21 protein-coding genes are annotated in these 25,329 nt (G+C 67.9%); 7 read left to right on the top strand and 14 right to left on the bottom strand.

Annotation, left to right across the window (positions count from 1 at the left end; all coding sequences use genetic code 11):
* The first annotated feature begins 74 nt into the window (after positions 1-74).
* Positions 75-1,385, top strand: coding sequence for an NTP/NDP exchange transporter (locus H9658_RS18865; RefSeq protein WP_225210109.1), 1,311 nt, complete (start codon positions 75-77; stop codon positions 1,383-1,385).
* Positions 1,386-1,466: 81 nt separating this feature from the next.
* Positions 1,467-1,820, top strand: a complete 354-nt coding sequence (locus H9658_RS18870; protein WP_179566357.1) for a DUF1304 domain-containing protein — start codon at positions 1,467-1,469, stop codon at positions 1,818-1,820.
* A gap of 31 nt (positions 1,821-1,851) precedes the next feature.
* Here the strand turns inward: H9658_RS18870 and H9658_RS18875 are convergent, their stop codons facing one another.
* The 3 genes from H9658_RS18875 to H9658_RS18885 form a co-directional block, all read right to left on the bottom strand.
* Positions 1,852-2,331, bottom strand: coding sequence for a hotdog fold domain-containing protein (locus tag H9658_RS18875; protein ID WP_191826541.1), 480 nt, complete (start codon positions 2,329-2,331; stop codon positions 1,852-1,854).
* A gap of 69 nt (positions 2,332-2,400) precedes the next feature.
* On the bottom strand, positions 2,401-4,881 hold the full coding sequence (locus tag H9658_RS18880) for an acyl-CoA dehydrogenase (RefSeq protein ID WP_191826542.1): 2,481 nt from the start codon (positions 4,879-4,881) through the stop codon (positions 2,401-2,403).
* Entirely contained in the window at positions 4,878-5,798 is a 921-nt protein-coding gene (locus H9658_RS18885; protein ID WP_191826543.1) for an alpha/beta fold hydrolase, read from the bottom strand. Before H9658_RS18885 ends, H9658_RS18880 begins: the two co-directional genes overlap by 4 nt.
* A gap of 139 nt (positions 5,799-5,937) precedes the next feature.
* On the opposite strand from H9658_RS18885, the gene H9658_RS18890 reads away from it, so the two are divergent.
* Positions 5,938-6,549, top strand: a complete 612-nt coding sequence (locus tag H9658_RS18890) for a TetR/AcrR family transcriptional regulator (protein ID WP_184410732.1) — start codon at positions 5,938-5,940, stop codon at positions 6,547-6,549.
* Positions 6,549-7,841 carry an aspartyl/asparaginyl beta-hydroxylase domain-containing protein gene (locus H9658_RS18895; RefSeq protein ID WP_191826544.1) on the top strand — a complete coding sequence of 431 codons (1,293 nt, stop codon included), beginning with the start codon at positions 6,549-6,551 and terminating at the stop codon, positions 7,839-7,841. Before H9658_RS18890 ends, H9658_RS18895 begins: the two co-directional genes overlap by 1 nt.
* A 69-nt stretch (positions 7,842-7,910) precedes the next feature.
* Here H9658_RS18895 and H9658_RS18900 read toward each other — a convergent pair whose 3' ends face one another.
* The 5 genes from H9658_RS18900 to hslO all read right to left on the bottom strand — a co-directional run bounded on the left by H9658_RS18900 (position 7,911) and on the right by hslO (position 15,405).
* Positions 7,911-8,477: a 2OG-Fe(II) oxygenase gene (locus H9658_RS18900; RefSeq protein WP_179566345.1), complete on the bottom strand. Its 567-nt coding sequence runs from the start codon at positions 8,475-8,477 to the stop codon at positions 7,911-7,913.
* On the bottom strand, positions 8,474-10,321 hold the full coding sequence (locus tag H9658_RS18905; RefSeq protein WP_191826545.1) for a tetratricopeptide repeat-containing sulfotransferase family protein: 1,848 nt from the start codon (positions 10,319-10,321) through the stop codon (positions 8,474-8,476). Before H9658_RS18905 ends, H9658_RS18900 begins: the two co-directional genes overlap by 4 nt.
* 77 nt (positions 10,322-10,398) lie before the next feature.
* On the bottom strand, positions 10,399-13,278 hold the full coding sequence (locus tag H9658_RS18910; protein ID WP_191826546.1) for a TonB-dependent receptor plug domain-containing protein: 2,880 nt from the start codon (positions 13,276-13,278) through the stop codon (positions 10,399-10,401).
* A gap of 243 nt (positions 13,279-13,521) precedes the next feature.
* Positions 13,522-14,373 (bottom strand): XOO1806 family protein, encoded by an 852-nt coding sequence (locus H9658_RS18915; protein WP_179566339.1) that lies wholly within the window; start codon positions 14,371-14,373, stop codon positions 13,522-13,524.
* A gap of 117 nt (positions 14,374-14,490) precedes the next feature.
* Entirely contained in the window at positions 14,491-15,405 is a 915-nt protein-coding gene (gene hslO, locus H9658_RS18920; RefSeq protein ID WP_179566337.1) for an Hsp33 family molecular chaperone HslO, read from the bottom strand.
* 63 nt (positions 15,406-15,468) lie between these two features.
* Between hslO and mtgA the strand changes: the two genes are divergently transcribed.
* From mtgA to H9658_RS18935, 3 genes are all read left to right on the top strand, one after another.
* Positions 15,469-16,206 (top strand): monofunctional biosynthetic peptidoglycan transglycosylase, encoded by a 738-nt coding sequence (mtgA, locus tag H9658_RS18925; RefSeq protein ID WP_191826547.1) that lies wholly within the window; start codon positions 15,469-15,471, stop codon positions 16,204-16,206.
* A 390-nt stretch (positions 16,207-16,596) separates the two neighbouring features.
* Positions 16,597-17,619: a glycosyltransferase family 2 protein gene (locus H9658_RS18930; protein WP_191826548.1), complete on the top strand. Its 1,023-nt coding sequence runs from the start codon at positions 16,597-16,599 to the stop codon at positions 17,617-17,619.
* Positions 17,579-18,007, top strand: a complete 429-nt coding sequence (locus H9658_RS18935) for a CBS domain-containing protein (protein WP_179566331.1) — start codon at positions 17,579-17,581, stop codon at positions 18,005-18,007. Before H9658_RS18930 ends, H9658_RS18935 begins: the two co-directional genes overlap by 41 nt.
* 115 nt (positions 18,008-18,122) lie before the next feature.
* Here the strand turns inward: H9658_RS18935 and H9658_RS18940 are convergent, their stop codons facing one another.
* From H9658_RS18940 to H9658_RS18965, 6 genes are all read right to left on the bottom strand, one after another.
* Positions 18,123-20,102: an AsmA family protein gene (locus tag H9658_RS18940; RefSeq protein ID WP_191826549.1), complete on the bottom strand. Its 1,980-nt coding sequence runs from the start codon at positions 20,100-20,102 to the stop codon at positions 18,123-18,125.
* Positions 20,103-20,163: 61 nt separating this feature from the next.
* Positions 20,164-20,808, bottom strand: coding sequence for a PAQR family membrane homeostasis protein TrhA (gene trhA, locus H9658_RS18945; protein WP_179566327.1), 645 nt, complete (start codon positions 20,806-20,808; stop codon positions 20,164-20,166).
* 127 nt (positions 20,809-20,935) lie between these two features.
* Positions 20,936-22,540 carry a peptide chain release factor 3 gene (locus H9658_RS18950; RefSeq protein ID WP_191826550.1) on the bottom strand — a complete coding sequence of 535 codons (1,605 nt, stop codon included), beginning with the start codon at positions 22,538-22,540 and terminating at the stop codon, positions 20,936-20,938.
* Positions 22,541-22,615: 75 nt separating this feature from the next.
* Positions 22,616-24,004: a hypothetical protein gene (locus H9658_RS18955; protein ID WP_191826551.1), complete on the bottom strand. Its 1,389-nt coding sequence runs from the start codon at positions 24,002-24,004 to the stop codon at positions 22,616-22,618.
* Positions 24,001-24,897, bottom strand: a complete 897-nt coding sequence (locus H9658_RS18960) for an ABC transporter ATP-binding protein (RefSeq protein WP_406848147.1) — start codon at positions 24,895-24,897, stop codon at positions 24,001-24,003. Before H9658_RS18960 ends, H9658_RS18955 begins: the two co-directional genes overlap by 4 nt.
* A 7-nt stretch (positions 24,898-24,904) precedes the next feature.
* Positions 24,905-25,294: a GntR family transcriptional regulator gene (locus H9658_RS18965; RefSeq protein ID WP_191826552.1), complete on the bottom strand. Its 390-nt coding sequence runs from the start codon at positions 25,292-25,294 to the stop codon at positions 24,905-24,907.
* Positions 25,295-25,329: the final 35 nt, after the last annotated feature.

Here is a 25,329-nt window from a genome sequence, read left to right on the forward strand (position 1 = left end):
GCGTGTCGGCGGCGCTGGCGATGTTGCAGTGCATCGGCTAACGTGCGCGCAACCACACGGCGAACGGCAGGCCGATGCAAGCGGAAAACAAGCGCGTCCAGACCGGCGAGCTGCGCGCGGTGCTGCTGTCCTTCGTCTATTTCTTCTGCGTGCTGGCGGCTTACTACGTGATCCGCCCGGTGCGCGAGCAGCTGGCCGCGGCGGTCGGCTCGACCCAACTGCCCTGGTTCTACATGGCGACCTTCGTCGCCACGCTGCTGCTGACCCCGCTGTTCGCGTGGATGGCGGCGCGTTGGCCGCGGCGGATCGTGGTGCCGGCGGTGTACGTGTTCTTCGCGCTGTGCCTGATCGGCTTCGTGCCGCTGTTCAACGGCCACGGCGGGCTTGGTCCGCGTGCGCTGGGCGTCGTGTTCTTCGTCTGGGTCAGCGTGTTCAACCTGTTCGTGGTGTCGGTGTTCTGGAGCTTCATGGCCGATATCTGGAGCAACGAACAGGCGCGGCGGCTGTTCCCGCTGATCGGCCTGGGCGGCACCGCCGGCGCGGTGGCCGGGCCGCTGCTGACCCGCGGGCTGGTCGGGGTGATCGGTGTGGCGCCGCTGCTGCTGGTGTCGGCGGCGCTGCTCGGTATGGCGCTGGCATGCGTGATCCTGCTCGGGCGCTGGGCGCGGGTGCATGGCGCGCGTCGCCACGACGCCGGCCACGAGGCGGCGGTCGGTGGGGGCATGTTCGACGGCCTCAAGCAGATCCTGGCCAATCCGTTCATGCGCGGCATGGCGCTGCTGATGTTGCTGGGCGATTGCATCGGCACGGCCGGCTATGCGCTGATGACCGATTACTCCGGCGCCACCTTCCACAACGCGGTCGAGCGTACCGAGTTCGCTGCCAATATCGATATGCTGGCCAATGTGTTGCAGGTCGCCGTGCAGATCACCGTGACCCGCTGGCTGCTGATGAAGAAGGGCGCCGGCGCGGTGATCGCGCTGTGGGCGCTGATCAGCGTGGGCACGCTGGTGGCGACCGCGTTGTCGCCCGATCCCTATGCCCTGGCGGTGTGGATCGTGCCCTGGGTGGTGCTGCCGGTGGTGATCACCCGTTCGCTGACCTACGGCATGGTCGGCCCGGCGCGCGAATCGCTGTACACGCGGGTGCCGCGGCAGCTGCGCTACCAGGGCAAGAACGCAGTGGATACGGCGGTGTGGCGTGCCGGCGACGTGGCCGTCTCCTCTGCGATGATCGGCCTGCGCGGGCTGGGCATGGGCGTGCCCGGTTTCGCCGCGCTGGCGGCGCTGGCGGCGACGCTCTCCGGCGTCATCGGCTGGCGCCTGGCGCGCGCGGTCGAAAGCGCCGCGCCCGTTGCAGCGGCCGAGACGCCCCCGACGCGCTGAGCCCGCGCGCCGTACGCCCCCGCTGCCGGCCGCCGCGCCAGCCGCTATGCTGTGCATCCTCTTTCGCCGATGGACGCGCGCATGACCCTGCTGGCCTCGATCCTGGTATGCCTGGTGGCCTTGCTGCACGTCTACATCCTGGTGCTGGAGATGTTCCTGTGGACGCGGCCGCTGGGCATGAAGGTGTTCCGCAACACGCCGGACAAGGCGCAGCTGACCAAGGTGCTGGCGGCCAACCAGGGCCTGTACAACGGCTTCCTCGCTGCCGGCCTGGGCTGGGGCGTGGCGGCGCAGCGCGTGGATGTGATGCTGTTCTTCCTGGGCTGCGTGGTCGTGGCCGGCCTGTACGGCGCGTGGAGCGTCAGCCGCCGCATCCTGTTCGTGCAGGCGCTGCCGGCGGCGCTGGCGAGCGCGGCGGTGCTGCTGGCGTATTGAGCCGGCTGCGCGCCGGCATCGCGGTGCCGCATCAGCCGTTCGCCGCCTTCGCGCGCGGCGACACCCACATGGCGATGCTGGCGAAGAACACCACCTGTTCGCGCGCGTCGCGGATCTCCACGCTGACCGGCAGCTCGTAACCGCTGTCGGCGGCCACGATCGGCACGTCCGGTGTCGCCACCGCGTGCATCGTGCCGTTGGCCTTGCTGCGGTATTCGACGCGCATGCCTTTGGGGATCCAGCGCATCGACGGCGGCAGGCTGGCATCGACCATGACCCCGCCGGCCAACTCGGCCAGGTTGCATAACGCGATCGCATGCACGGTGCCGAGGTGGTTGCTGACCCGCCGCCGATGCGCGATGCGCGCCTCGCAGCGGCCTGGTTGCAGCACGGTGATGCGCGGGGCGATGCTGGCGAAGTAGGGCGCCTTGAAGCACACGGCGCGGGAAAACAGCCATTGCCCGGCCGGCCAGCGCTGCATGCGTCGATAGAGCGACAGCAGTTTGCTCATGGTGCGTGCCTCAAATGAAGACGGCGGACCGAAGTCCGCCGTCGTGGTGAGCGCATTGCCGAATGGATCTCAGGCCGCTTCGCGCGAATGGTCGTCGCCGGCCGTGGCACGGTGGTAGTAGCTGGCCGAGCGCAGTTCGTCGGCGTCGAAATCGTCCACGCTGATCGTGTCCATGGTGATCTCGCGCAGTTCCTCCAGCTGGCGGCGCTCGTCGGCCGACAGCACGCCTTCGCGCACCGCTTCGTCCAGCTGCGAGGCGAAGTCCAGCGCCTCGATGCCCTTGCTCTTGAGCGCCTTCAGGAACTTGCGCTCGACCGGCTCGGCCAGCACCGCCTTGGTCAGGTAGCTGGCGATGCGGCCGCCCGGATTGTTCTCGCACGGGGTCAGGAACACGCCCTGGCCAAGGCGGTCGCGGGCTTCGTTCGGCGTCATCAGCAGCGCGGCGACGCGGTGGCCCAGGCGGTCGCCCGGGGCTTCGGCGCGGCGGCCCCACGGGAAGATCAGCGCCCACATCAGCCAGCCCACCGGACGGATCGGGAAGTTGCGCAACGCCGCCGACAGCGCCAGTTCGATCTTGTGCACGCTGTCGTGGAACGCCCAGGCCAGCAGCGGCTGGTCGGTCGCCGGCGCGCCGTCGTCGTGGTAGCGCTTGAGCATCGCGCTGGTCATGTAGATGTGGCTCAGCACGTCGCCCAGGCGGCCGGACAGCGATTCCTTGAACTTCAGCTTGCCGCCGAGCATCAGCATCGACACGTCGGCCATCAGCGCCAGGTTCGCCGAATAGCGGTCCAGCTTGCGGAAGAAGCGGCGGGTGTAGGCGTCGCCGGGCGCGGCACCGATGCGTGCGGCGGTCAGGCCGAACCACAGCGAGCGCACCGCGTTGGAGATCGCGAAGCCGATATGGCCGAACAGATTGCGGTCGAACTCGTCGACGCCGGCCTTGTGGTCCGGATTGCCGGCGGCCTTCATTTCCTTCATCACCCACGGATGGCACAGGATCGCGCCCTGGCCGAAGATCAGCAGGCTGCGGGTCATGATGTTGGCGCCTTCCACGGTGATCGCGATCGGCGCCGCCTGCCAGCTGCGGCCGGCGAAGTTGCGCGGCCCGAGGATGATGCCCTTGCCGCCGACCACGTCCATCACGTCGCTGATGACCTCGCGGCTCATCGTGGTGCAGTGGTACTTGGCGATCGCCGACGGCACCGACGGCACGTCGCCGCGGTCCACCGCCGCGGCGGTCGCCTGCGACAGCGCGCTGATCGCATAGGCCTTGCCGCCGATCCGCGCCAGCGCCTCTTCCACGCCCTCGAAGCGGCCGACCGACAGGCCGAACTGCTTGCGGATGCGCGCGTAGGCGCCGGTGACGATCGCGCCGTACTTGGCGCCGCCGCTGGCGGTGGAGGGCAGGGTGATCGAGCGGCCCACGGCCAGGCACTCGTTGAGCATGTTCCAGCCCTTGCCGACCATGTCCACGCCGCCGATCAGCTGGCTGAGCGGGATGAACACCTCGCGGCCGTGGATCGGGCCGTTCTGGAACGGCGAGTTCAGCGGGAAGTGGCGGCGGCCGATCTCGACGCCGGGGGTTTCGCGCGGCAGCAGCGCCAGGGTGATGCCGATGTCCTTGGTGTCGCCGATCAGGCCGTCCGGGTCGTACATGCGGAACGCCAGGCCGACCAGCGTGGCCACCGGCGCCAGGGTGATGTAGCGCTTGTCGAAGGTCAGCTTGACGCCGAGCACGTTGGCGCCGTTCCACTCGCCCTTGCAGACGATGCCGTAGTCCGGAATCGAGGTCGCATCGGAGCCGGCGAACGGGCCGGTCAGGCCGAAGCACGGCACTTCCTGGCCGACCGCCAGACGCGGCAGGTAATAGTCCTTCTGCTCCTTGGAGCCGTAGTGCAGCAGCAGTTCGCCCGGGCCCAGCGAATTGGGCACGCCGACGGTGGAGCTGACCACGCTCGAGACCGAGGCGATCTTCTGGATCACCTTGTGGTGGGCCAGCGCGGAGAAACCCAGGCCGCCGTATTCCTTGGGAATGATCATGCCGAAGAACTTGTGCTTCTTGACGAAGCTCCACAGTTCCGGCGGCAGGTCGGCATGGACGTGGGTGATTTCCCAGTCGTTGGTCATCCGGCACAGCTCTTCCACCGGGCCGTCGAGGAAGGCCTGCTCTTCGGCGGTCAGCTGCGGCTTCGGATAATCGAGCAACTTCTGCCAGTCCGGGTCGCCGGTGAACAGTTCGCCCTCGAAGCCGACCGAACCGGTTTCCAGCGCGATCCGCTCGGTCTGCGACAGCGGCGGCAGCACCTTGCGGAACACCTTCAGCATCGGCGCGGTGAGCAGCGGCTTGCGCACGAACGGCAACAGCAGCGGCACCGCGACCAGCGCCAGCAGCACGGCGGCGACGATGGTGGCGGTGTGGCTGGCGCCGAGCAGCCAGCATGCGACCAGCAGCGTGGCGCTCAGCGCGGCCCAGACGGCGAGCCGCATGCGGTGATAGGCGGCGAAGGCGCCTGCCAACAACAACACGAGGAAGGGTGCGACGATGCTCATGGGCTTGCTCCGGGGACTTGCTCGGTGACGGCGGACGGTGCGCCGGCGCTAGCCGGTGGCAGTGCGTCCAGATAATGCAACACAGTGGCGGTAAACGCGGCGTTGTCGTCGCCGGCCAGCATATGCGTGGCCTCGGGCAGGTGCACATGCTGCGCATGCGGCACCAACGACAGGAATTCTTCGATGGTCTGCGGCGTGACCAGGTCGCTGCGCCCGCCGCTGACCAGCAGCACCGGGCAATGCACCTTGCTCGCGGCCTGCGCGATCGCGTCCTGGTGCTGCTCGCCGTCGCGCGCCAGCTCCTCGACCAGGCGCGGGTCCCAGTGCCAGTACCAGCGGCCGTCGGCGTGCCGGCGCAGGACGCTGCGCAGCGCGTCCGGCGACTTGCGCGCGCGCTGCGGCAGATAGGCGGCGATGGCATCGCCGGCGGCGTCCAGCGTGGCGAAGCCGTGCGGATGCGCGGTCATGAAGGCGAGGATGCGTTCGACCCCGGCCGGCTGCCAGCGCGGGGTGATGTCGACCAGCACCATCGCGCGGAACAGGCCCGGCCAGCGCGCCTCGGCCATCAGCCCGAACAGCCCGCCCATCGAGGCGGCCACCAGCACCGGCGCCGGCGCCATTTCGCCGGCGACCACGATCAGGTCGTCGGTGAATTGCTCGCCGCGGTAAGGCAGGGCGGCGGGATTGCGCGTGGAGTCGCCATGGCCGCGCGCGTCGTAGGCGACGCTGCGGTAGCCGTGCGCCTGCAACGCCGCGGCGCTGGCCATCCAGGCATGCCGGGTCTGCCCGAAGCCGTGCGCGAACAGCACGCTGCCCGCAGCGCCGGGTTCGGTGACGGTCGCGGTCAATTGCATGTCGTCCGCGCCGGCGAGCAGGGCGGAGGCCGCAATCGGCATGCTGGAAGGAGAGGAAACCATACGAGCTAGTATGGATGAGCCGGCAGCGATGTCAATACGATGCAGTATGGAAACGAAAAGCCAATGCTGCCGGGCATTTGCGTGCGATTCATGGAGGGCACATACTGCAACCGACTTCCCCGTATGGTTAAATCGACGGATGAACAATGCCTCCGTGTCTACCACCGACGATGCCGCCGCTCCCAGCGGTGGCCGCAACAACCGACTCAGCGCCGAAGATTGGGCGCAGGCGGCACTGGACCTGATCGCCGAGCAGGGCGTCAACGCGGTGGCGGTGGAGCCCTTGGCACGGCGTCTGGGCGTGACCAAGGGCAGCTTCTACTGGCACTTCCCCTCGCGCGATGCGTTGCTGCAGGCGGCGCTGGAGCGTTGGGAACTGGTCGAGCAGCAGCAGGTGTTCGGCAGCCTGGAAGAGGTGCCGGATCCGCGCACCCGGCTGCGCGCGCTATTCCAGCTGGTCGCGCACGAGGTCAAGCCGCACATCATCTACAGCGAGCTGCTGAAGGCGCTGGACCATCCGGCGGTGCGTCCGGTCATCGACCGGGTCTCGCAGCGGCGCATGGAGTACCTGATCGCTTCGTTCCGCCAGGCCGGCCTCAGCCGCACCGATGCCCAGCACCGCGCCCGCCTGGCCTACGCGGCCTACGTCGGCTTCCTGCAGTTGTCGTTGCAGTTGCACCAGCCCAAGCAGGCGCGCGAGGAATTCGAGGCCTACGTCGAACACGTGATCGTGACCCTGATTCCCGGCTGATGTTCCAGGAACTGACCCGCGCCAGCGTGCACGAGCAAGTGCGCCGCCATCTCGCCCAGGGCGACCATCGGCGTGCCGATGCGCTGTGCGAACAGGTGCTGGCCATCGCGGCGGACGACGTGACGCTGCGGCGCATGCACGCGATGCTGCTGATGGAGAGCGGCGAGATCGCGCGCGCGGCCCAGGCCTGGGCCCTGGTGGCCGCCGCCGAACCGAGCCTGGAGGCGTGCAGCCGGCTGGGCATCTGCCTGGCCCACCTGGGCGAGCATGCGCAGGCGTTGCCCGCGTTCGAGCAGGCCTTGCAGCTGTCGGCGGACGCGTTCCTGGTGCGGCTGTGCTACGCCGAGAGCCTGGATGCGGTGGGGCGCGGCGACGACGCCTTGCCGATGTACTTCGCCGCGGTGCACGCCGCGCAGGCCAAGGGCCGCTGGCTCGATCAGCACAGCACCGCGCCGGAGTTGCGGCCGCGGGTGATCGCGGCGATGGCGCGGATCGACCAGGGACGGCACGCCTTGTTCGCGGCGGCGGTGCAGCCGCTGATCGACCGTTTCGGCGAAACGGCGCTGCGCCGGGTGACGGCGGCGCTGCGGATCTATCTGGGGCTGCAGCCGCGTCCTGCCGACGACGGCCAGCGCCCCACCTTCCTGTATGTGCCCGATCTGGACCCCTCGCCGTATCTGGATGCGTCACGTTTCCCCTGGTACGCGCGGCTGCAGGCCGCCACCGAAGGCATCTGCAACGAAGTGCGGCAGGTGCTGGCGTCGCGCCAGGCCGTGCAGCCGTTCCTGGATTTCAGCAACGGCGCCACGCCGCAGGACTATCTCAGCGCCAAGCACGGCGATGGCGCCTGGGATGCCTATTTCTTCTATCGGCACGGCGTTGCGCATGCCGAGAACCTGCAGCGTTGCCCGGTGACCGCGGCGGCGCTGGCGCATGTGCCGTTGACCCGGATCGACCTGCACGCGCCGGAGGTGCTGTTCTCGATCCTCGCGCCCGGTACCACGATTAAGCCGCACTATGGCGTCAGCAACTCGCGCGTGGTCACCCATCTGCCGCTGATCGTGCCGCCGGAGTGCGCGCTGGAGGTGTCCGGCATCGCCCACCACTGGCAGGTCGGGCAACTGGTCACCTTCAACGACACCTGCCTGCACCAGGCCTGGAACCACAGCGATCAGCTGCGGGTGGTGATGATCCTGGACACCTGGCATCCGGACCTGGAAGAGGCCGAGACCCTGGCGCTGCGGCAGCTGATCGAGACGATCGGCGCGTTCAACCTGCGCGCTGGCCTGTAGCGGGCGCAGTCGGCGGGACGCCGCGCGCGGCCCGCTCCAAGCACCCGGCGTCGGGCCGGCACGCGCCGCTCAGCGCTTGAACATCAGGTAGGTGGAGAGGATGTACTTGTCGTTGGAGACCGGCGGGTTGCCGACGTGCTGGTACATCCAGTAAGGCGGGAACATCAGCAGCCTGCCGGTGCGCGGCACGGTTTCCACGTCCAGGTCGCAGAAGCGCGTGGTGCCGCCCTCGGCCACATCGTTGAGGTACCACAGGAACACCAGGTAGCGTTCGGACACCTCGTCGATCGAATCGAAGTGCGGCTGGAAGCGGTCGCTGCCACCGACCTGGTATTTCTTCAGGATCAGCCGGTCGATGGTGGGCCGGTACGGGATCGACAGGGTCAGCCCGAGGTCCTGGTTGTAGCGCGCCAGGTAGTGCTCGATCTTGTCCAGGAAGAATCCCAGGAACGCCGGATCGGCCAGCTTGCCGACATCCAGTTCGGTCCAGTTGCTGTCGCCGAGCGCCGCGCGGCTGTTGCTGCCGTTGCGCTGGTGATGCGCGCGCGAGGCCTCGAAGCCATCGATCAGCTGGCGGCAGAACGCCTCGGGCAGCGCATCGTCGTAGCTGCGGATGTAGTCGCTCAGTGCTTTCATGGCGCAGCTGTCTCCAGGTCGTACCCCCAATGCGTGGCCACCGGTTGCAGGATCGGCAACGCGCCGGCCAGCCACGGCGCGTAGGCGTGCCAGCGGTCCACCGCGCGCCGGTTCACCGGTTCCACCACCTGCGAGTAGCTGGGCGTGCTGATATAGCCCTTGCGTGCGGCATGCTGGCTGAAGCCTTCCAGGAACTCGGGCTGCGCGATGCCGAGGAAGCCGCCGATGCGCTGCACCTGCGCGGGGAAATCGGCAACCGTTTCCTCGTATTTGAGGATCAGCAGGTCCGGCTGCAGCAGCGCCTGATGGTGGATCCAGAACCGCATCGCGTTGACGTAGCTCTTGGCCAGGCGTTCCAGGCTGGAGCACAGCACCATGAACGCCGGCGAGCGGAAGTTCTGCATGTAGCAGCTCAGCAGCACGTCGCAGGGATGGCGCAGGGCGAGAATGATCTTGGCGTTCGGGAACAGGCGCACGATCATCGGCAGGCGCAGCATGTTGAGCGGATTCTTGTCGACCAGCTGCTGGCCCGGTGCCAGCGCGATGACCTTGGCGATCTCCGACCAGTACAGCTGGCGCATCGCCTCCACCTGCGCATCGTCCAGCGCGCCCAGATCGTAGGGATAGCGCTTGCCCTGCGCTTCCATCCACTCGATGCAGCGCTGCAAGGTGGCGCGTTCGTCCATCGACGCGTAACCCGGGTGCGCGTCCAGCATCTGCTCGAGCATGGTGGTACCCGAGCGCGGGAAGCCGACGATGAACACCGGCGAGGCGTCGCTGCCGGGCGCGTCGCTGCGCGCGTCGGCGTAGCGCGCCTGTGCGTCGTCCAGCCACAGGCTGGAGACCTGCAGCGGCTCTTCGTTGGAGTAGGCGATCTCCGGCACGCTATCGGCTGCGAGCTTGAAGTGGATGGCATGCGCCTTCTCCAGCATGGCCATCGCGGCGGCGGGATGGCCTTGCTTGTCCTCGATGCCGGCAAGAGCGAAATAGGCGATGGCTTGGACCTGGATGTGCGGCTGCAGCTCCAGCAGGTTCTCGATTGCGCGGCGTGCCGCGGCATAGTCCTTGCGGCGCTGCGCCAGCGACGCTTCCAGTTGCAGTATCTCCACGCGGGTCTGACGGTCGTGCTGCTGCGGCGGCATGGATGCCGCCTGCGCCAACAGCGCGCTGGCCTGTTCGACGCGGTTGGTGCGTTCGTGCAACTGGGCCAGGCGGAGGACGTTGGACAGCGACGGGGCCTGTCCGGGCCGGTTCTGCGTGAGCAGCGCTTCGGCTTCATCGGTGCGGCCGACCTGGATCAGGGCGGTGGCCAGTTCCTCGCGCAGGTTGTCCGGCAGTTGCGGCCAGATCGCCGGTGGCGGCAGCAACGCTGCCGCGCGCTGGGCGTCGCCGCACTCGAAGCAGGCGATCGCGGCATAGATGCGTGCCTCGGCCTGGCTGGGGTCCAGGTCCACGGCATCGAGGAATCGGTGGCGGGCATTGGCGATGTCGCCCTTGTCCAGCAATACCAGGCCGTAATCGACCAGGTAGTGATACGTCTGCGGCGCCAGCGCCAGGGCTTGCCGATAGGCGTGCTCGGCCGGGGCGTGCTCGCCGAGCGTGCGCAGGGTCAGGCCGAGATTGGCCCAATGCGCGGATTCGTGCGGCTGCAGTTCGGTCAACCGCCGATAGATGGCGGCAGCGCCTGCGATATCGCCGGCATGTTGCAGCGACATCGCCAACAGCGTGTTCCAGGAAGGATCGCCAGCGGCGTTGGCCAGCGCCTTGCGACAGAGGTCGGCGGCCATCTCGGCCTGACCCTGGTCGATCAATTGGATGGCGTATTGCAGTTGCGGTGAGTTCATTCGGATCTGCCAATGAAAAGGGCCGCGCGAATGGTTCGCGCGGCCCCGTCTTCAAATCAAGCGCGTCGTTGCCGTGCTCAGAAGTTCATGCTGTAACGAGCCCACAGGTAGCGGCCCACGGTGTCGAAGCTGTTGACGTCCGTGTTCGCGTTGAGCACGTTGTTCTGATACAGCATGGGCGGCTGCTTGTCGAACACGTTGTCCAGGCCGACTTCCACCTTCGAGTTGAACCACGGCAGCGCGTAGTTCAGGCTGACGCTGTGCAGGAAGTAGGAGCCGTACGAGGTGACGATGTTCGGGTAGCCGGCGTCGGAGCTGAAGTTCTGCGACGGATCGGCGCTGCCCACGTCGAACGGACCGATGTAGCGGATACGCCAGCTGGCACCCAGATCGCCCTTCTGCCAGTTGACGAACAAGCGGCCACGGACCCGCGAGTACAGACCGTAGGTCTTGTTGTAGGTGCCTGCCACGTGGGTCACGACGCCATCCGGATCGGCCGGGTTGGTGTTGTTGTCGTAACGCGCGATGTAGGTGCCGTCCAGGCCGAAGGTGTAGCTGCCCCACGCGGTATCCGGCAGGCGGTAGCGCAGCGCCAGATCCCAGCCCTTGGTATCCAGGCGGCCCAGGTTGACGATCGGCTCGCGGATGAAGTTGACCTGGCCATCCGAGTAACGGCTGATGAAGCCGCAGAACGGGCTGCTTTCGTCGTTGTAGCAGATGTTGGCCACGGTCTGCGCATCGGCGCGGTTGATCGTGTCGTTCAGGTACAGGCGCCAGTAGTCCAGGCTGGCCGAGAAGCCAGGCAGCCAATCCGGGTCGTACACCACGCCCCAGTCGAACGACTTGCCCTGTTCCGGCTTCAGGTCGAAACCGGCAGCGACCGAGCCCGACCACACGCCGGTGGTCTGCGACAGGCCGCTGGAGGTGATGCCGGTGGCGGGAATGGCGGTCGCGCCCGAGCCCGCGCCGCACGCGGCTTCGTGATTGCGCGAGGTGCCGGTGGCGCCGTAACCGATACACGGGTCGGTGAAGTTCGGCGCATCGCCGCTCGCACCCGCGTACAGGTTGTCGATGGTCGGAGCGCGGAACACTTCAGCCACCGTGCCGCGCAGCAGCAGGTTCTCGATCGGGCGCCATTCCAGCTGGATCTTGCTGTTGGTGGTGTTGCCGAAGGTGTTGTAGTCGGAGTAACGCGTACCCAGGGTCAGCGCCAGCAGGTGCGCGAACGGCACTTCCGACAGCAGCGGGACGTACAGCTCGCCGTAGACTTCCTTGACGTTGTACTTGCCGCTCAGCGGGGTACCGCAGGCTTCCTGCGAGATGAAGCAGTTGCCGTTCGCGTCAGCGATGGCGATGTAGTCCACCGCGCTCTTCTGGTACTCCTCGCGCCAGGACACGCCCACCGCCAGCTGCGCGGCGCCGGCCGGCAGCGTGAACAGCTCGCCGTTGGCATTGGCTTCGAAGCTGCGCATCTGGTACGTGGTCGAGTAGGTCGGACGCGCTTCGTAGTCCTTCAGCGTCGAGATCGTCTGCGGATCGTTGATGTTGAAGATGTTGAGCGGGGTGCAGCCGGCGATCACGTTGCCGGCGCTGCCGCACTTGACCACGCCGTCGGTGTCCTGGAACGACGGGCCCAGCGCGTCGCGCAGGCCGGCGTAGTACACGTAGCCGTAGCTGGTGTTCTCGCGGGTGTAGTGGCCGTAGTTCATCGCCGCGTCCCACTTCCAGGACGTGTCGCCGACGAAGCCTTCCAGGCCGGCGACGACCTGGTCGGTGACGGTGCTGTAGTACGAGCGGCGCTGGCCCAGCGAGGTGAAGCGGGTCAGGAACTGGTTGTACTGATTGCCGGCGGTGTCGGCACCGAAATCGACGCCAAACGGGTTGTAGAAGTTGTCGGCGGAGATCACCACCTTGTCGCCGCGTGCATCGAACGGCAGCGCCGCGATGGCGAAGTTCGAGCTGGTCTTGTTGTGGTAGACCTGGGCGAACGCGTTGATGCTGTCGGTGATCTGGTAGTTGGCCAGGAAGAACGCGTTGGTGCGCTCCTGCGGCGTCATGATCAGGTTGGTGGCCTGATAGTTGAACGAGTCGCGCGCGCCGGAGTAGCAGCGGTAGTCGCCCTGCGAAGCGCCGCTGGCGCCCGGGGTCAGGGTGACGGTGGCGCAGCCGTACTGCGTGGCCAGGTTCGCCGGCATGGTGATGCGGCCGCCCGGGGTGCGGCTGGAACCGAGGATGGTCACCGAGCCGCTGTACAGGTAGGTCGCGTCCTTGGAGTACTTGCGGTCGGCCGAGGAGATGCCGTCGAACTTGTTGTAGTTCAGGCCCGCCATGATGTTGCCGCGGTCGCCGACCTGACCGAAGGTCACCGAGCCGCCGTTACGCGCGCCGTCGCTCAGGTGGGTCGCCTGGCCGTAATCGACCGTGACCGCCAGACCTTCGAAGTCCTTGCGCAGGATGAAGTTGACCACGCCGGCGACGGCGTCGGAGCCGTACACGGCCGAGGCGCCGCTGGTCAGCACTTCGATGCGCTCCACCGCGGTGGCGGGGATCGAGTTGACGTCGTTGTTGGCGACGCGGCGGCCGTTGACCAGCAGCAGCGTGCGCTCATCGCCCAGGCCGCGCAGGTCGACCGAGGACTTGCCGTCGCCGCCGCCGTTGTTGACCGCCGGGGTGGACGGTGCGCCGGACATCGCCGGCAGTTCCTGCACCAGGTCGCCGAGGGTCAGCTTGCCGGTCTGCTCGATCGCGGCGCGATCGATCACCACCACCGGGCTGGCGGTTTCGGTCTCGACGCGGGCAACGCGCGAGCCGGTCACCTGGATCGTGTCCAGGGTCTTGGAGGGGTCGCTGGAAGAGCTGTCCTGGGCAACGGCCGCACCCGTGCTGAGCAGGGCGGTGGTGCCAGCGGCGAGCGCGAACGTGATGGCGTCGCGCAGGCGATGGGTCTTGCAATTCATTGGCTCTCTCTCCGAATGAGATGTGGTGTCAACTGAAGGTTGTCCGGCGGTGGCGTCGAAAGGCGATGCCAAAATCCGCAGGGTGAACCGATAGTAACTGCGTCTTCAGAGAAATTAAAGAGTTGTTAATAAGATCGACATAAATGTGATGTAAGTATCACTAATTTGCGCCGATCGGACAAAAAAAAGCCCCTCAAGGGGGCGTTTTTCCGCGGCAACTCCTTTTCGAACAAGGGGTTGTACTTACAAGTCCTGTTCGTAGCGCACGTAAGGGATGGTGCCTTCCTCGGTGCTGATGTTGTTCGGGGCGAACGGGTTCTTGCCGCGGGTGATCACGTTCTCGGCGCCGACGGTCAGCTGGCCGCTCCACGGAGTGCGCCAGGTCAGACCCACGCCGAGGCCGGACCACTTGCCCGGCTGGCCCGGCGCGTCGACGACGCGGCCGATGACGTTGGCGCTGAACGAGCCGTAGCCGCCGCCGATGCTCAGACTCTTGCTGTCCCATTGGTCGACCAGCGCCTGCGAGGCATCGGCGATCGGGACCAAGCGCGCACGCGCATAGGTGCCGCCGATCGAGACGAAGCCTTCGCGGCCGATGTTCTGTTGCGCGAACACGGTCAGATCGTTCTGCTCCATGCGCAGCGCGGGCGTCTTGTTGGGACCCGCCAGCCACGCCGGCATGTTCTCGCGGCCGGTGCCGGCCGACAGCGACACGCGCCCGCCGGGGCGGTTGAAGGTAGTGGTCGCGGCAACGTGGTGGCCGACATCGTTGTCGTCGTCGCCGAGGCTGGCGAGCATGCAATGGCTGGCCAGCCCGCTGATGCTGCTGCCACTGGCGCTGTTGCACAGCAGCCCGAGCGAATCGCCGGAGGACAGGCCGAAGGCGGCGTCGAGCGAGTTGCGGCCGAAGTGCCAGCGCGCGCCGACCGCCTGTTCGCCGGTCGGCTCCAGGTACAGCAGCGCCTCGACCTTGCCGCTGCCCTTGTTCCAGACCGGCAGCACGGTACGGTCCGCGGGCTTGCTCTGCGCATGCGCGCCCGTGCTCGCCGCAAGGGCGATCAGCAGGGCAAGTGGCAGGCGCAGTAAGGCTCGCATCGGCAGTCTGTGACTCTCGGGCGGGGACTAAAGTTCCCGCCGTGCAGGGTGAATGATACTAGTGGGTTTATGTTTCTTTAACAAGTCGGACTCCCCGGTCCTAGTCCTCGCCCCTGGCTATTGCAAGCGCTCCGAGGGCGCCGGTTCAGCCGGGGTTACAGCGAACAATACGCCGAATTCCGTCAAGGGGAAGTCATAGTGTCGGCCGCAGAACTCGCACCGTATCTCAACTTGGCCGGTTGCCTCGGCGGCGGCGCGCGCTTCTTCCTCGCCCAGCGAGCGCAGCATGGCGGCCACCCGCTCGCGCGAGCAGGAGCAGCCGAAGCGCAGCGGCTTGGTGCCCAGCAGCTCCGGCGCTTCCTCGTGGAACAGCCGGTGCAGCAGGGTGTCGGCCGGCAGCGCCAGCAGTTCGGCCTCGCTCACCGTCTCGAACAGGGCGCCGGCGCGGTTCCAGCCGTCCTCGTCGCCGCTGTCGCCGGGCAGCTTCTGCAGCAGCAGGCCGGCCGCCTGGCGGCCGTCGGCGGCCAGGATCAGGCGCGTCGGCAGCTGTTCGGACTGGCGGAAATAGTCTTCGAACGCCTCGCCCAGTTCGGCCGCCGACAGCGCCACCAGGCTCTGGTAGCGCTGCGGCTCGCGCGGGTCCAGGCCGGGGTTCTCGATGGTGATCGCCAGCAGCGCGCCGCTGCCCAGCGCGCGCAGGTCGCGCGGGGCGTCGCTGCCCTCGCCGAGCTGGACGATGCCGCGCAGGGTGCCGGCCGCGGTGCACTCGGCGAACAGGGTGCGCAGCGCGCCCTGGCTGCGCAGTTGCACCGACAGGCGTCCGTCGACCTTGGTGTGGCCGGTGAACAGGGCCGCGGCCACGCAGGCCTCGCCCAGCAACTCGGTCGCCGCGGCGGGATAGCTGGCCGGCGCGAGGATGTCGCGCCAGGCGGACTCCAGGCGCACGTGCACGCCGCGCACGCCGGCGCTGGGCAGCAGGAAGCGGGTCAGGTGATCGTGATCGGAAGAACTCATCGCGGCCTCGCTGCGCATGGGAAGATGGCGACCGCAGGATAGTGGGTCATCTCGGTGGACAAAGTCGAAGAAGGCATAGCAATGGGGGCGGCGCGGGGCGTTGCAAGTGGCGCGGCCGTGCCGCGGCGACGGCGCTGGCTGCGTTGGCTGCTGGCGGCGCCGCTGTTGTTTGCGCTGGCGAGCACGTCGCAGGTGATCATGCTGCGCTTCGTCGATCCGCCGTTCTCGGCGATGATGCTCGAGCGCCAGCTCGGCGCCTGGGGCGAGGGCGACTGGTCGTTCCGCGTCGCCTACGACTGGCGCGACAGCGCGCAGATCGCTCCGAGCCTGCCGATTTCGCTGGTGGCCGCGGAGGACCAGCGCTTCCCGAGCCACCACGGCTTCGATCTGGAGGCGATCGAGAAGGCGCGCGACCACAATGCGCGCGGCGGGCGCCTGCGCGGCGCCAGCACGATCAGCCAGCAGGTGGCCAAGAACGTGTTCCTGTGGCAGGGCCGCAGCTGGCTGCGCAAGGGACTGGAGGCCTGGTACACGGTGCTGATCGAGGCGCTGTGGTCCAAGCAGCGGATCCTGGAGGTGTATGCCAACGTCGCCGAGTTCGGCGACGGGGTCTACGGCGCGCAGGCGGCGGCGCGCAGTTTCTGGGGCAAGGATGCGGCGCAACTGAGTCCGGCGCAGAGCGCGCTGCTGGCGGCGGTGCTGCCGGCGCCGCAGCGCTACAACGCCGCGCGCCCGGGACCGTATGTGCAGCGCCGCGCCAACTGGATCCAGCGGCAGACGCGGCAGCTGGGCGGGCCGGCCTATCTGCAGGCGCCCTAGGAACATTCGAGCTATGGCGCATGCGACGTTGGCCGTTTTTGCATATGTGCGTAGCGACGTGAGCGCTCGGGCGCCAGCCCATGGGCCTGCCTGAGCCGTCCCGGCGTAAGGCGGACGCTGCCTGCCAGGACGCGGTCGAGGGTTTCGGCATGGCACTGCGCAGGCGCCGCGTTTTAGCCCCTCTCCCATCGGGAGAGGGGGTGAGGTGAGGGTACGGCCGTCCATGAACTTGGGGTCTTCGGCGGCAGGCGTGTCCTCATCCGCTTCTTCGAGGCACCTTCTCCCGAAAAGGCGGCCATGGTCCAGGTGGGAGAAGGGAGTGGCTCCGGATCCTCGTCAGGTGATGCGCTGCCGCTGGTGAACGCGCAGGCCGCTCCGTACCATCGGCACATGGAACCCGAGCGCCTGACCGTCGTCGTCACTGCCTTCAACGAGGCGCAGACCCTGCCGCTGCTGCAGCCGCGGATCCTCGCCGCGCTCGATGGCGTGGATGGCCTGGAGGGGCGGGTGCTGTACGTGGACGACGGCAGCCGCGATGCGACCTGGGAAGTGATCCTGGCGCTGGCCGCGGCCGATCCGCGGGTCGGGGCGCTGCGTCTGTCGCGCAATTTCGGCAAGGAGCTGGCGCTGACCGCGGGCCTGGATTTCGTCGAGCGCGGCGCGGCGATGCTGCTGGACGGCGACGGCCAGGATCCGCCGGAACTGATCGCGCAGTTCGTCGCGCATTGGCGCGCCGGCTACGACGACATCTACGGCACCCGCATCGCGCGCGACGGCGAAGGCTGGCTCAAGCGCGGCACCGCGTCGCTGTTCTACCGGGTGATCGGACGCCTGTCGAAGACGCCGATTCCGGCCGACACCGGCGATTTCCGCCTGCTGTCGCCGCGCGCGCTGGCGGCGCTGGCGCAGTTGCGCGAGCGCCATCGCTTCATGAAGGGGCTGTTCGGCTGGGTCGGGTTCCGGCAGATGGCGTTGCCGTACCGGCGTGCGCCGCGGCTGGCCGGGCGCAGCAAGTTCGGCCTGTGGCGGTTGTGGAACTTCGCGCTGGAAGGCATCACCAGTTTTTCCACCGCGCCGCTGCGGGTGGCGACCTATCTGGGCCTGGCGACCGCGATGGCCGCGTTCGTGTTCGGCACCTGGATCGTGATCAAGGCGGCGCTGTGGGGCGATCCGGTCGCCGGCTGGCCGACGATGATGGCGGTGATCCTGTTCCTGGGCGGCGCGCAGCTGATCGCGCTGGGCCTGATCGGCGAATACCTGGGCCGGCTGTACGAGGAATCCAAGCAGCGGCCGCTGTATCTGGTCGACAGCTGGCGCGCACCGGGCGGAGGAGTATCCTCGGCCGTACGATCCAGCGAACCGGGAGGCAGCGATGCGTACGGTACGACAGTTGTTGGGCGACAAGGGCGGTGAGATCCACGCGGTGTCGCCGGATGCGGCGGTGGTCGACGCGCTGCGGCTGATGGCCGACAAGGGCATCGGCGCAGTGCTGGTGATGCAGGACGGGCGTCTGGCCGGCATCCTCTCCGAGCGCGACTACGCGCGCAAGGTGGTGCTGCAGGACCGCTCTTCGGCGACCACGCCGGTGCGCGACATCATGAGCGCGAAGGTGTACACGGTGGAGCCGTCGCAGAGCGTGCAGCAATGCATGGAGCTGATGACCGGGCAGCGCATCCGCCATCTGCCGGTGGTGCAGGCGGGCGCGGTGGTCGGGGTGATCTCGATCGGCGATCTGGTCAAGGCGGTGATCGAGGAACAACAGCAGGAGCTCGATCAGCTGCAGCGCTATATCAGTAGCTGACGCGGGATTGGGGATTCGGGATTCGGAAAGTCAAAAGCACATCAGCCGCTCTTGCTTTTACGAATCCCCAATCCCGGCTTTCCACAGCCGAATGGCTGGTCATCCCCAATCCCGGCTACTTGGCGTAATGACCGCCGCAATCGGCGTCCTTGCCCGGGCCGGTTTCCAGCGTGGCGAGCAGGGCCGCCGGCGGGGCGATGCTGCCCAGCGCCAGGGCGATCGCGCCGCGCATGCCCAGGGCCTTGAAGTCGGGGCGGAAGGTCGGATCCTTGAAGGTGCCGCCGACGCGCAGCGGCGAGCGCAGCGACAGGATGCTGCGGTCCTTCGGGCGCGCCTTCAGCAGCAGGTCCAGCGTCTCGTCGCCCAGGTCGATGTCGCCGCTGCCGATCAGCAGCGTATCGGTACTGTCGAACGCCAGTGCGCGCGACGCCATCACCCCGTCTCTGACCGCGAAATCGCCGAACGCACAGCGCACCGGAATCTCGCGGTCCTTGGTGACCAGAAATTTCAGCGATTCGGCGATGTCCAGCCCGGCCAGTTCCATGATCAGGTTGCTGATGTGGCCCTTGCCCATGCCGATGGCGACGCTGCCGTCGGCGCTGCCGAGCATCTGCGCGATCGAGTTGCCGGTGCCGGCGAGCGCGATCTCGCCGCCGATCGCGCCGGAGGCTTCCTTGGCCAGTTGCCCGTCCGGGAACAGCTTGCCCAGTTGCATGCCGCGCACCGAGATCTGCGCGCGGGTGGCGATGGTCGGCTTGCGCGCATCCATGCGGATGTCGGAGCGGATGTTGCCGCCGGCCACGCCGAAGTCGAGCGGCTGCAGCAGCAGGACGCCGTCGTTGAGTTTGAGATGCGCGTCCATGTCGTCCAGCGGCAGCGTCTGCGCGTTGATGCGCTGCGCCTTCCAGCGCACGTCGGCGTCCATCGCGCGCAGCTTGCCCAGGTCGTACGGGGTGGAGGGCAGCACCTTGCTGTTGGCGGCGAGCTTGGCCGCCTGCGCCTTCTGTTCGTCGTTGGCGGTCTCGCCAGCGCCGGTGCGCGGCGGCGCACCGACGAAGCCGGCCAGGTCGTCGAAGTCCAGGCGCCGCGAACGCAGGTCGGCGCGCAGGAACGGGCGCTGCCCGGCGGTGTCGATCTGCACGGTGCCGGCCAGGTCGCTGTCGCCGGCGCGGCCGCTGAACTCCTCGTAGCGCCAGATTTCGCCATTGCGCTTGAGCCGGCCGTCGAGCTGGTAGGGCGGGGTGGAGGGAATGGCGATGCCGAGCAGTGGATACAGGTGTTCCATGTCGGTACCGGCCAGGCTCAGCTGCAGGTCGAACACACGCAGCTGGAACGGATTGGTCAGCGTGCCGCGCATGTGCGCGCGGGTGCTGCCGGCGCTGCCGCGCAGGTCGATCTTGAACGGATGGTCGCTCTCGCTCAGTTCCAGCGGCGAGGCGGTGCTGCCCTTGAGCGTGAACGGGTTGCCGCGCCAGCGGCCATCGCCGGCGACCGCGATCGGCGGCGCGGCGTCGCCGCGGCGGCGCTGCGAGGTCAGGCTGTCCACGCTGACGTCTATGTCGGTGCGGCCGGGGATGTCCTGGAAACGCAGCCGTCCCTGCTGCACCAGCATGCGGCCCAGGACCACCTGCGTGCCGCCGTCGTTGCTGCCAAAGCTCCAGTTGCCGGGTTGCCCGTTCGGTCCGGTTTCCAGCAGCAGCGTTGGCTGGGTCAGGCGGATCTCCGGAATGCGTACCTTGCCGCGCAGCAACGGCCACAGCGACAGGTCGATCTCGGCACGCTGCGCGCTGGCCATCTGCACTTGTTTCGACCAGTCCGCGTTGGCGAAGCGCAGGCGATCGCCGCGGATGGTGACGGTGCTGCCGAGGTCGACGTCGAGATTGCCGTCGATGTGGAATGCGCGGCCGGTCTTGGCCTGCACCGCGCGTTCTACCGGACCTTTGAACCAGTTCCAGTCGAAGATCAAAATGACGACCAACAGCACCAGCACCAGTGCGCCGAGGACCAGCGGCCAACGCCGCAAGCGGCCGTCGGGACGGCGCCAGGGCCAGGAGCGGCGCCGGCCACGTGACGCAGAAGTGGGTTCGCGATCCATTCCGCCATACTAGGCAGCGTGCGTGCACGGGGTGCGAAAGCGCGCCCTCCGGCAAACCGGTCTACAGGACTTGCCCGGTCACCGCGACGAAGTGGCAGACGCTGCCGCCGAGCACGAACAGGTGCCAGATCGCATGGAAGTAGCGCACCGTGTCGCGCTGGTAGAAGTAGGTGCCCAGCGTGTAGAACAGGCCGCCGGCCAGCAGCCAGCACAGGGTGCGGACATCGACCGAGTGCAGCAGCGGTTCGATCGCCACCACTATCAGCCAGCCCATGGCGAGGTAGAGGATGGTCGACAGCAGCCGGAAACGGCCGGTGAAGAACAGCTTGAAGATCACCCCGGCCAGGGCGATGGTCCAGATCGCCGCGAACAGGCCCCAACCCCAGGGGCCGCGCAGGCCGATCAGGGTGAAAGGCGTGTAGGTGCCGGCGATCAGCACATAGATCGCGCAGTGGTCCAGCACCTGCAGCCGCGCCTTGGCGCCGGGATGCGGAATGGCGTGGTACAGCGTGGAGGCGGTGTACAGCAGCAGCAAGGCGACCCCGAACACGATCGCGCCGGCCAGTTGCCAGCCGTCGCCGTAGATCGCGGCCAGGGTGATGAGCACCGAGCTGCCGGCCAGTGCGGCGACCGCGCCCAGGCCGTGGGTCAGCGCGCTGGCGAGTTCGTCGCGCCAGTCCGTAGAAGGCGGCGCGTCGGCGTTCATGAGCGAGGACCGCGGGTCTGCTTCCATGACCCGAAACGGTACCGCAATTGCGAGCGGTTCGCATCCGTTGCGATGCAGCACTTGGCGCGCGGTTCATGCCCGCGCGCTGCCGCCTCGGTTCCTCGCGTCAGTCCAGCGCGACGCTGTGCGCGTGCTCGCGGGTCGCGGCGAAGCGCACGTCCGGCGCGCGTTCCTGCGCCAGCTGCAGGTTGACCCGGGTCGGCGCCAGATAGACCAGTTCGCCGGCGCCGTCGATGCCGAGGTTCATTGCGTTCTTCTCGCGGAATTCCTCCAGCTTCTTGGCGTTGTCGCAGTGCACCCAGCGTGCGGTGACCACGCCGACCGGCTCGAAGCTGGCGTCCACGCCGTATTCGTCCTTGAGCCGGTAGGCGACCACTTCGAACTGCAGCACGCCGACCGCGCCCAGGATCAGGTCGTTGCTCATCAGCGGGCGGAAGAACTGGGTGGCGCCTTCCTCGGACAACTGCGCCAGGCCCTTCTGCAGCTGTTTGAGCTTGAGCGGATCGCGCAGCCGCGCGCGGCGGAACAGTTCCGGGGCGAAGTTGGGGATGCCGGTGAACGACAGCGCCTCGCCCTCGGTGAAGGTATCGCCGATGGAGATGGTGCCGTGGTTGTGGATGCCGATGACGTCGCCGGGGTAGGCCTCGGCGGCGATCTCGCGGTCGCTGGCCATGAAGGTCAGCGCGTTGGCCAGCTTGGTGTCCTTGCCGGTGCGCACGTGCAGGGTCTTCATGCCGGCGCTGAAGCGGCCGGAACAGATGCGCATGAATGCGACCCGGTCGCGGTGCTGCGGGTCCATGTTGGCCTGGATCTTGAACACGAAGCCGGTCAGCTTCTCCTCGGTCGGCTGCACCGGGCGGCCGGTGGTGGCATGCGCCTGCGGCGGCGGCGCGTGCTCGGCGAAGAAGTCCAGCAGCGGCTGCACGCCGAAGTTGTTGACGCCGGAGCCGAAGAACACCGGGGTCTGCTTGCCGGCGCGGTAGGCGTCCAGGTCGAACGGATGGCTGGCGCCCTGCACCAGCTCCAGTTCCTCGCGCAGTTCGGCCAGCATCTGCGCGCCGATCCGCTCGGCCAGGCCGGGCGCGTCCAGCGACGGGAAGATGGTCGAGTCCTGGCGGGTGAAGTTGCGGCCCTGTTCGTACAGGTGCACTTCGCCGCTGATCAGGTGCACCACGCCCTTCAGGCGCTGGCCCATGCCGATCGGCCAGGTCACCGGCGCGCACTGGATGCCGAGCACGGTCTCCACTTCGTCGAGCAGGTCGATCGGCTCCTTGCCTTCGCGGTCGAGCTTGTTGATGAAGGTCATGATCGGCGTGTCGCGCAGCCGGCACACTTCCATCAGCTTGATGGTGCGTTCTTCCACGCCCTTGGCCACGTCGATCACCATCAGCGCCGAGTCCACCGCGGTGAGCACGCGGTAGGTGTCCTCGCCGAAGTCGGCGTGGCCGGGGGTGTCGAGCAGGTTGATGATCTTGCCCTCGTACGGGAACTGCATCACCGACGAAGTCACCGAGATGCCGCGCTCCTTTTCCAGCGCCATCCAGTCGGAAGTCGCATGGCGCGCGGCCTTGCGGCCCTTGACCGAGCCGGCCATCTGGATCGCGCCGCCGAACAGCAGCAGCTTTTCGGTCAGCGTGGTCTTGCCGGCGTCGGGGTGGGAAATGATGGCGAAGGTGCGGCGGCGCGCAGCTTCGGTGGCGACTTCGGACATGGGTGGCAGGCCCGGAAGGGCGTCATCGGCAATGGAGGAAGCCGGCGATTATAGCGGGCTTCCCGCACGCGCCGTTCAGTTGAGCAGCCAGGGATGCGGGCGCTTGCTGGCCTGGCGTGCCACCAGGTTGTAGGCGATGACCATGCCGAGCAGCAGCAGGCTCCAGGCCGATGCCAGCCAGTGCGGCGCCACTGCGCCAGGCTGGCCGACCTGGCCGATGCTGATTGCGCCCAGCATCGTCAGGACGAACTGCGCCACGCTCAGCACCAAGCCGCCCCGAGGCCAGCGCATGCAGACCAAGAGCAACGTGCTGGCGGTCAGGCTTGCGGTCATGCTGATCGACACGACGAGCGGATAGTAGGCGGGTGGCGCGTGTTGCACTGCACCGAGCAGGCAGCACAGGCCCAGCCAGGGCAGCACCGAGGCGAGCGCGCGTTTCAGAATGATCTGGTTGAACAGTTTGCCGGCCTGTCCGGGCGCGCCCAGGCCAGGCAACAGCGCGCTCTCCATTAATCCCAGGTTGCCGTGCTTGCGCCACAGCCACAACCGTTGCAGAAACTTCACGCTGGACATGTTGGCCATGACGTTGGACAGGATCAGTGGCAGCGCTGGCGATTGCGAGCGCAGCAGCAGCGGTGTCCACAGCAGCAGGACCAGTGCCGGCATGGCCACCGCGGCCAGCACGGTGCCGACGGCGTTGCCTGGGGCGAAGCCGGGACCGAGCGCGTAGCGCATGGCGCATTCCGGTTGACGGCGCAGATCGGTGGGAAAGGCGGGGCGGGCGATGCCCTGGATCCAGCCCAGGCGCCCGCACTGCGACTCGACGGCCTGCTTGGTGGTGCCGTCGCCGGGCTGGCGCTGCTGTAGGCCGATCCACATCGGGCGCGTCCATGCCGACAGCGCATCGAGCGGGCGACCACGCAGGTACCGGTAAGCCCACATGCTGGTCAGGCTGCAGGCGAGCGCGGCAAGCAGCATGCTGGCGCGCGGATGCGTGGCCAGCGGCGCGAAACTTGCCTCGGGCAACAGGCCGCCGAGCGTCCCCGGCAAGATGCCGATCAAGGGCGTACACCATGCCGGCAGGGTCGCCACCAACATGCCGAAGCTTGCGCTGAGCAGCAGGACAGCTAGGGAAAGACCGGGCTCGGCGTCGCGCATGGCCAATAGCAGGGTCGGCAGCAGCACCGTCAAGGCGAGCGCGGCGCCGAACAGGTTGACGAAGTGCGCTGCCATGGACGGAAGGCGGAGTTGGCGGCCTTGCTCGAGCAGGCTCAGCAGGCGAGCGCCGAGCAGCATCCACACGAACGTCACCAGCAGCGCCATGAGGATCGGCGGCAGGATGTTGGCGGCTTTTCCAGGTAGCCAGGTGCAGGCGAAGGCGGCTGCCAAGGCTGGCGGATACAGCCAGCCTGCAACGCCCTGTGCACTGTGGAGCAGGCGCAGATCGGCAAACGGGCGATTCATCCGACCACCTCGATGAACAGGTCTTCCAGGCCCAGCCGGTCGATGCGGATGCCGGGGACGGTCAAAAGCGCGGACGGCAGCTCGGTGGCATGCAGCACCACCACGACACCGCCGTCGGCGGCGTGGCGGCGCGCCAGTTCGCCGCGCAACGGCGCTTCCAGCGCCACGGCCGCCGACGCCGGGATGCCGATGCGCAACACCCGGTCCTTGAGCTCGTCCAGCGGCTGATCCAGCAGCAGCCGGCCCTGGTTGAGGAAGGCCACGCGCGAGGCCACGCGTTCCAGGTCGCTGACGATGTGGCTGGAGAACAGCACGGTGGTACCGGCATCGCAGGTTTCGGTGACGATCTCGCGCATCAGGTCGCGACGCGCGACCGGATCCAGTGCCGAGGCCGGTTCGTCGAGGACGAGCAACGCCGGCCGCGCGGCCAGCGCGCGCACCAGGGCCAGGCGCTGGGCCTGGCCGGGCGAGAGCTTGCCGATGCTCTGGGTGCGGTCCAGCTCCCAGCGGCGCAGCAGCGCGTCCGCGCGTTGGGCGTCCCAGTGCGGGTAGAGCTGCGCGGCGAAGGCGAGCAGTTCCTGCACGCGCATCCAGCCGAAGGCCTGCGGCTGCTGCGGTACGAAGCCCAACTGCGCCTTGCGCGCATCGTCCAGGCGCAGCGCCGGGCCGCCGAACACCTGCGCCTGGCCGCACTGCGGCTGCAGCAGGCCGAGCAGACAGGCCAGCAGGGTGCTCTTGCCGGCGCCGTTGCGGCCGATCAGCCCGACCACCTCGCCGCGCGCCACCTGCAGGTCCACGCCCTGCAGCACCTGTCTGGCGCCGAAAGTCAGGTGCAGGTCGTGCGCCGCCAGCGGCAGGTCCATGTCCAGGTCGGTCTGGATTGCGCTCTGCATCACCACGCTACTCATCGCCAGGTTCTCCAAGCAATTGTTCAAGACGTTCGATCACGGAATGCGGCGGCAGGCCAAGTTCCCGGCAATGCCGGGCCAGTTCCTGCAGGCGCGGCTCGATCAGCTCCAAACGTTGCCGCTGCGGTGCGGCGGCGGTTGCGGCCACGGCCATGCCACGGCCGCGCAGACGTTCCAGCACGCCTTCGGCCTCGAGCTGGCTATAGGCGCGCGAAACCGTCATCGGATTCACCGCGTGGGTGGCGGCAACCTCGCGCACCGAGGGCAGACCGTCGCCCGGGCGCAGTTGCCCGGCGGCGACCAGACGGCGGATCTGCTCGACGATCTGCCGGTAGATCGGCTCGGGGGCGCTGGGTTGCACGTGCAGGTGGCTCGCATCCATGTGTATTAATACATCAATACACATGGCATTTGTCA

It is taken from the genome of Xanthomonas bonasiae (assembly GCF_014836395.1).
Lineage (GTDB): Bacteria > Pseudomonadota > Gammaproteobacteria > Xanthomonadales > Xanthomonadaceae > Xanthomonas_A > Xanthomonas_A bonasiae.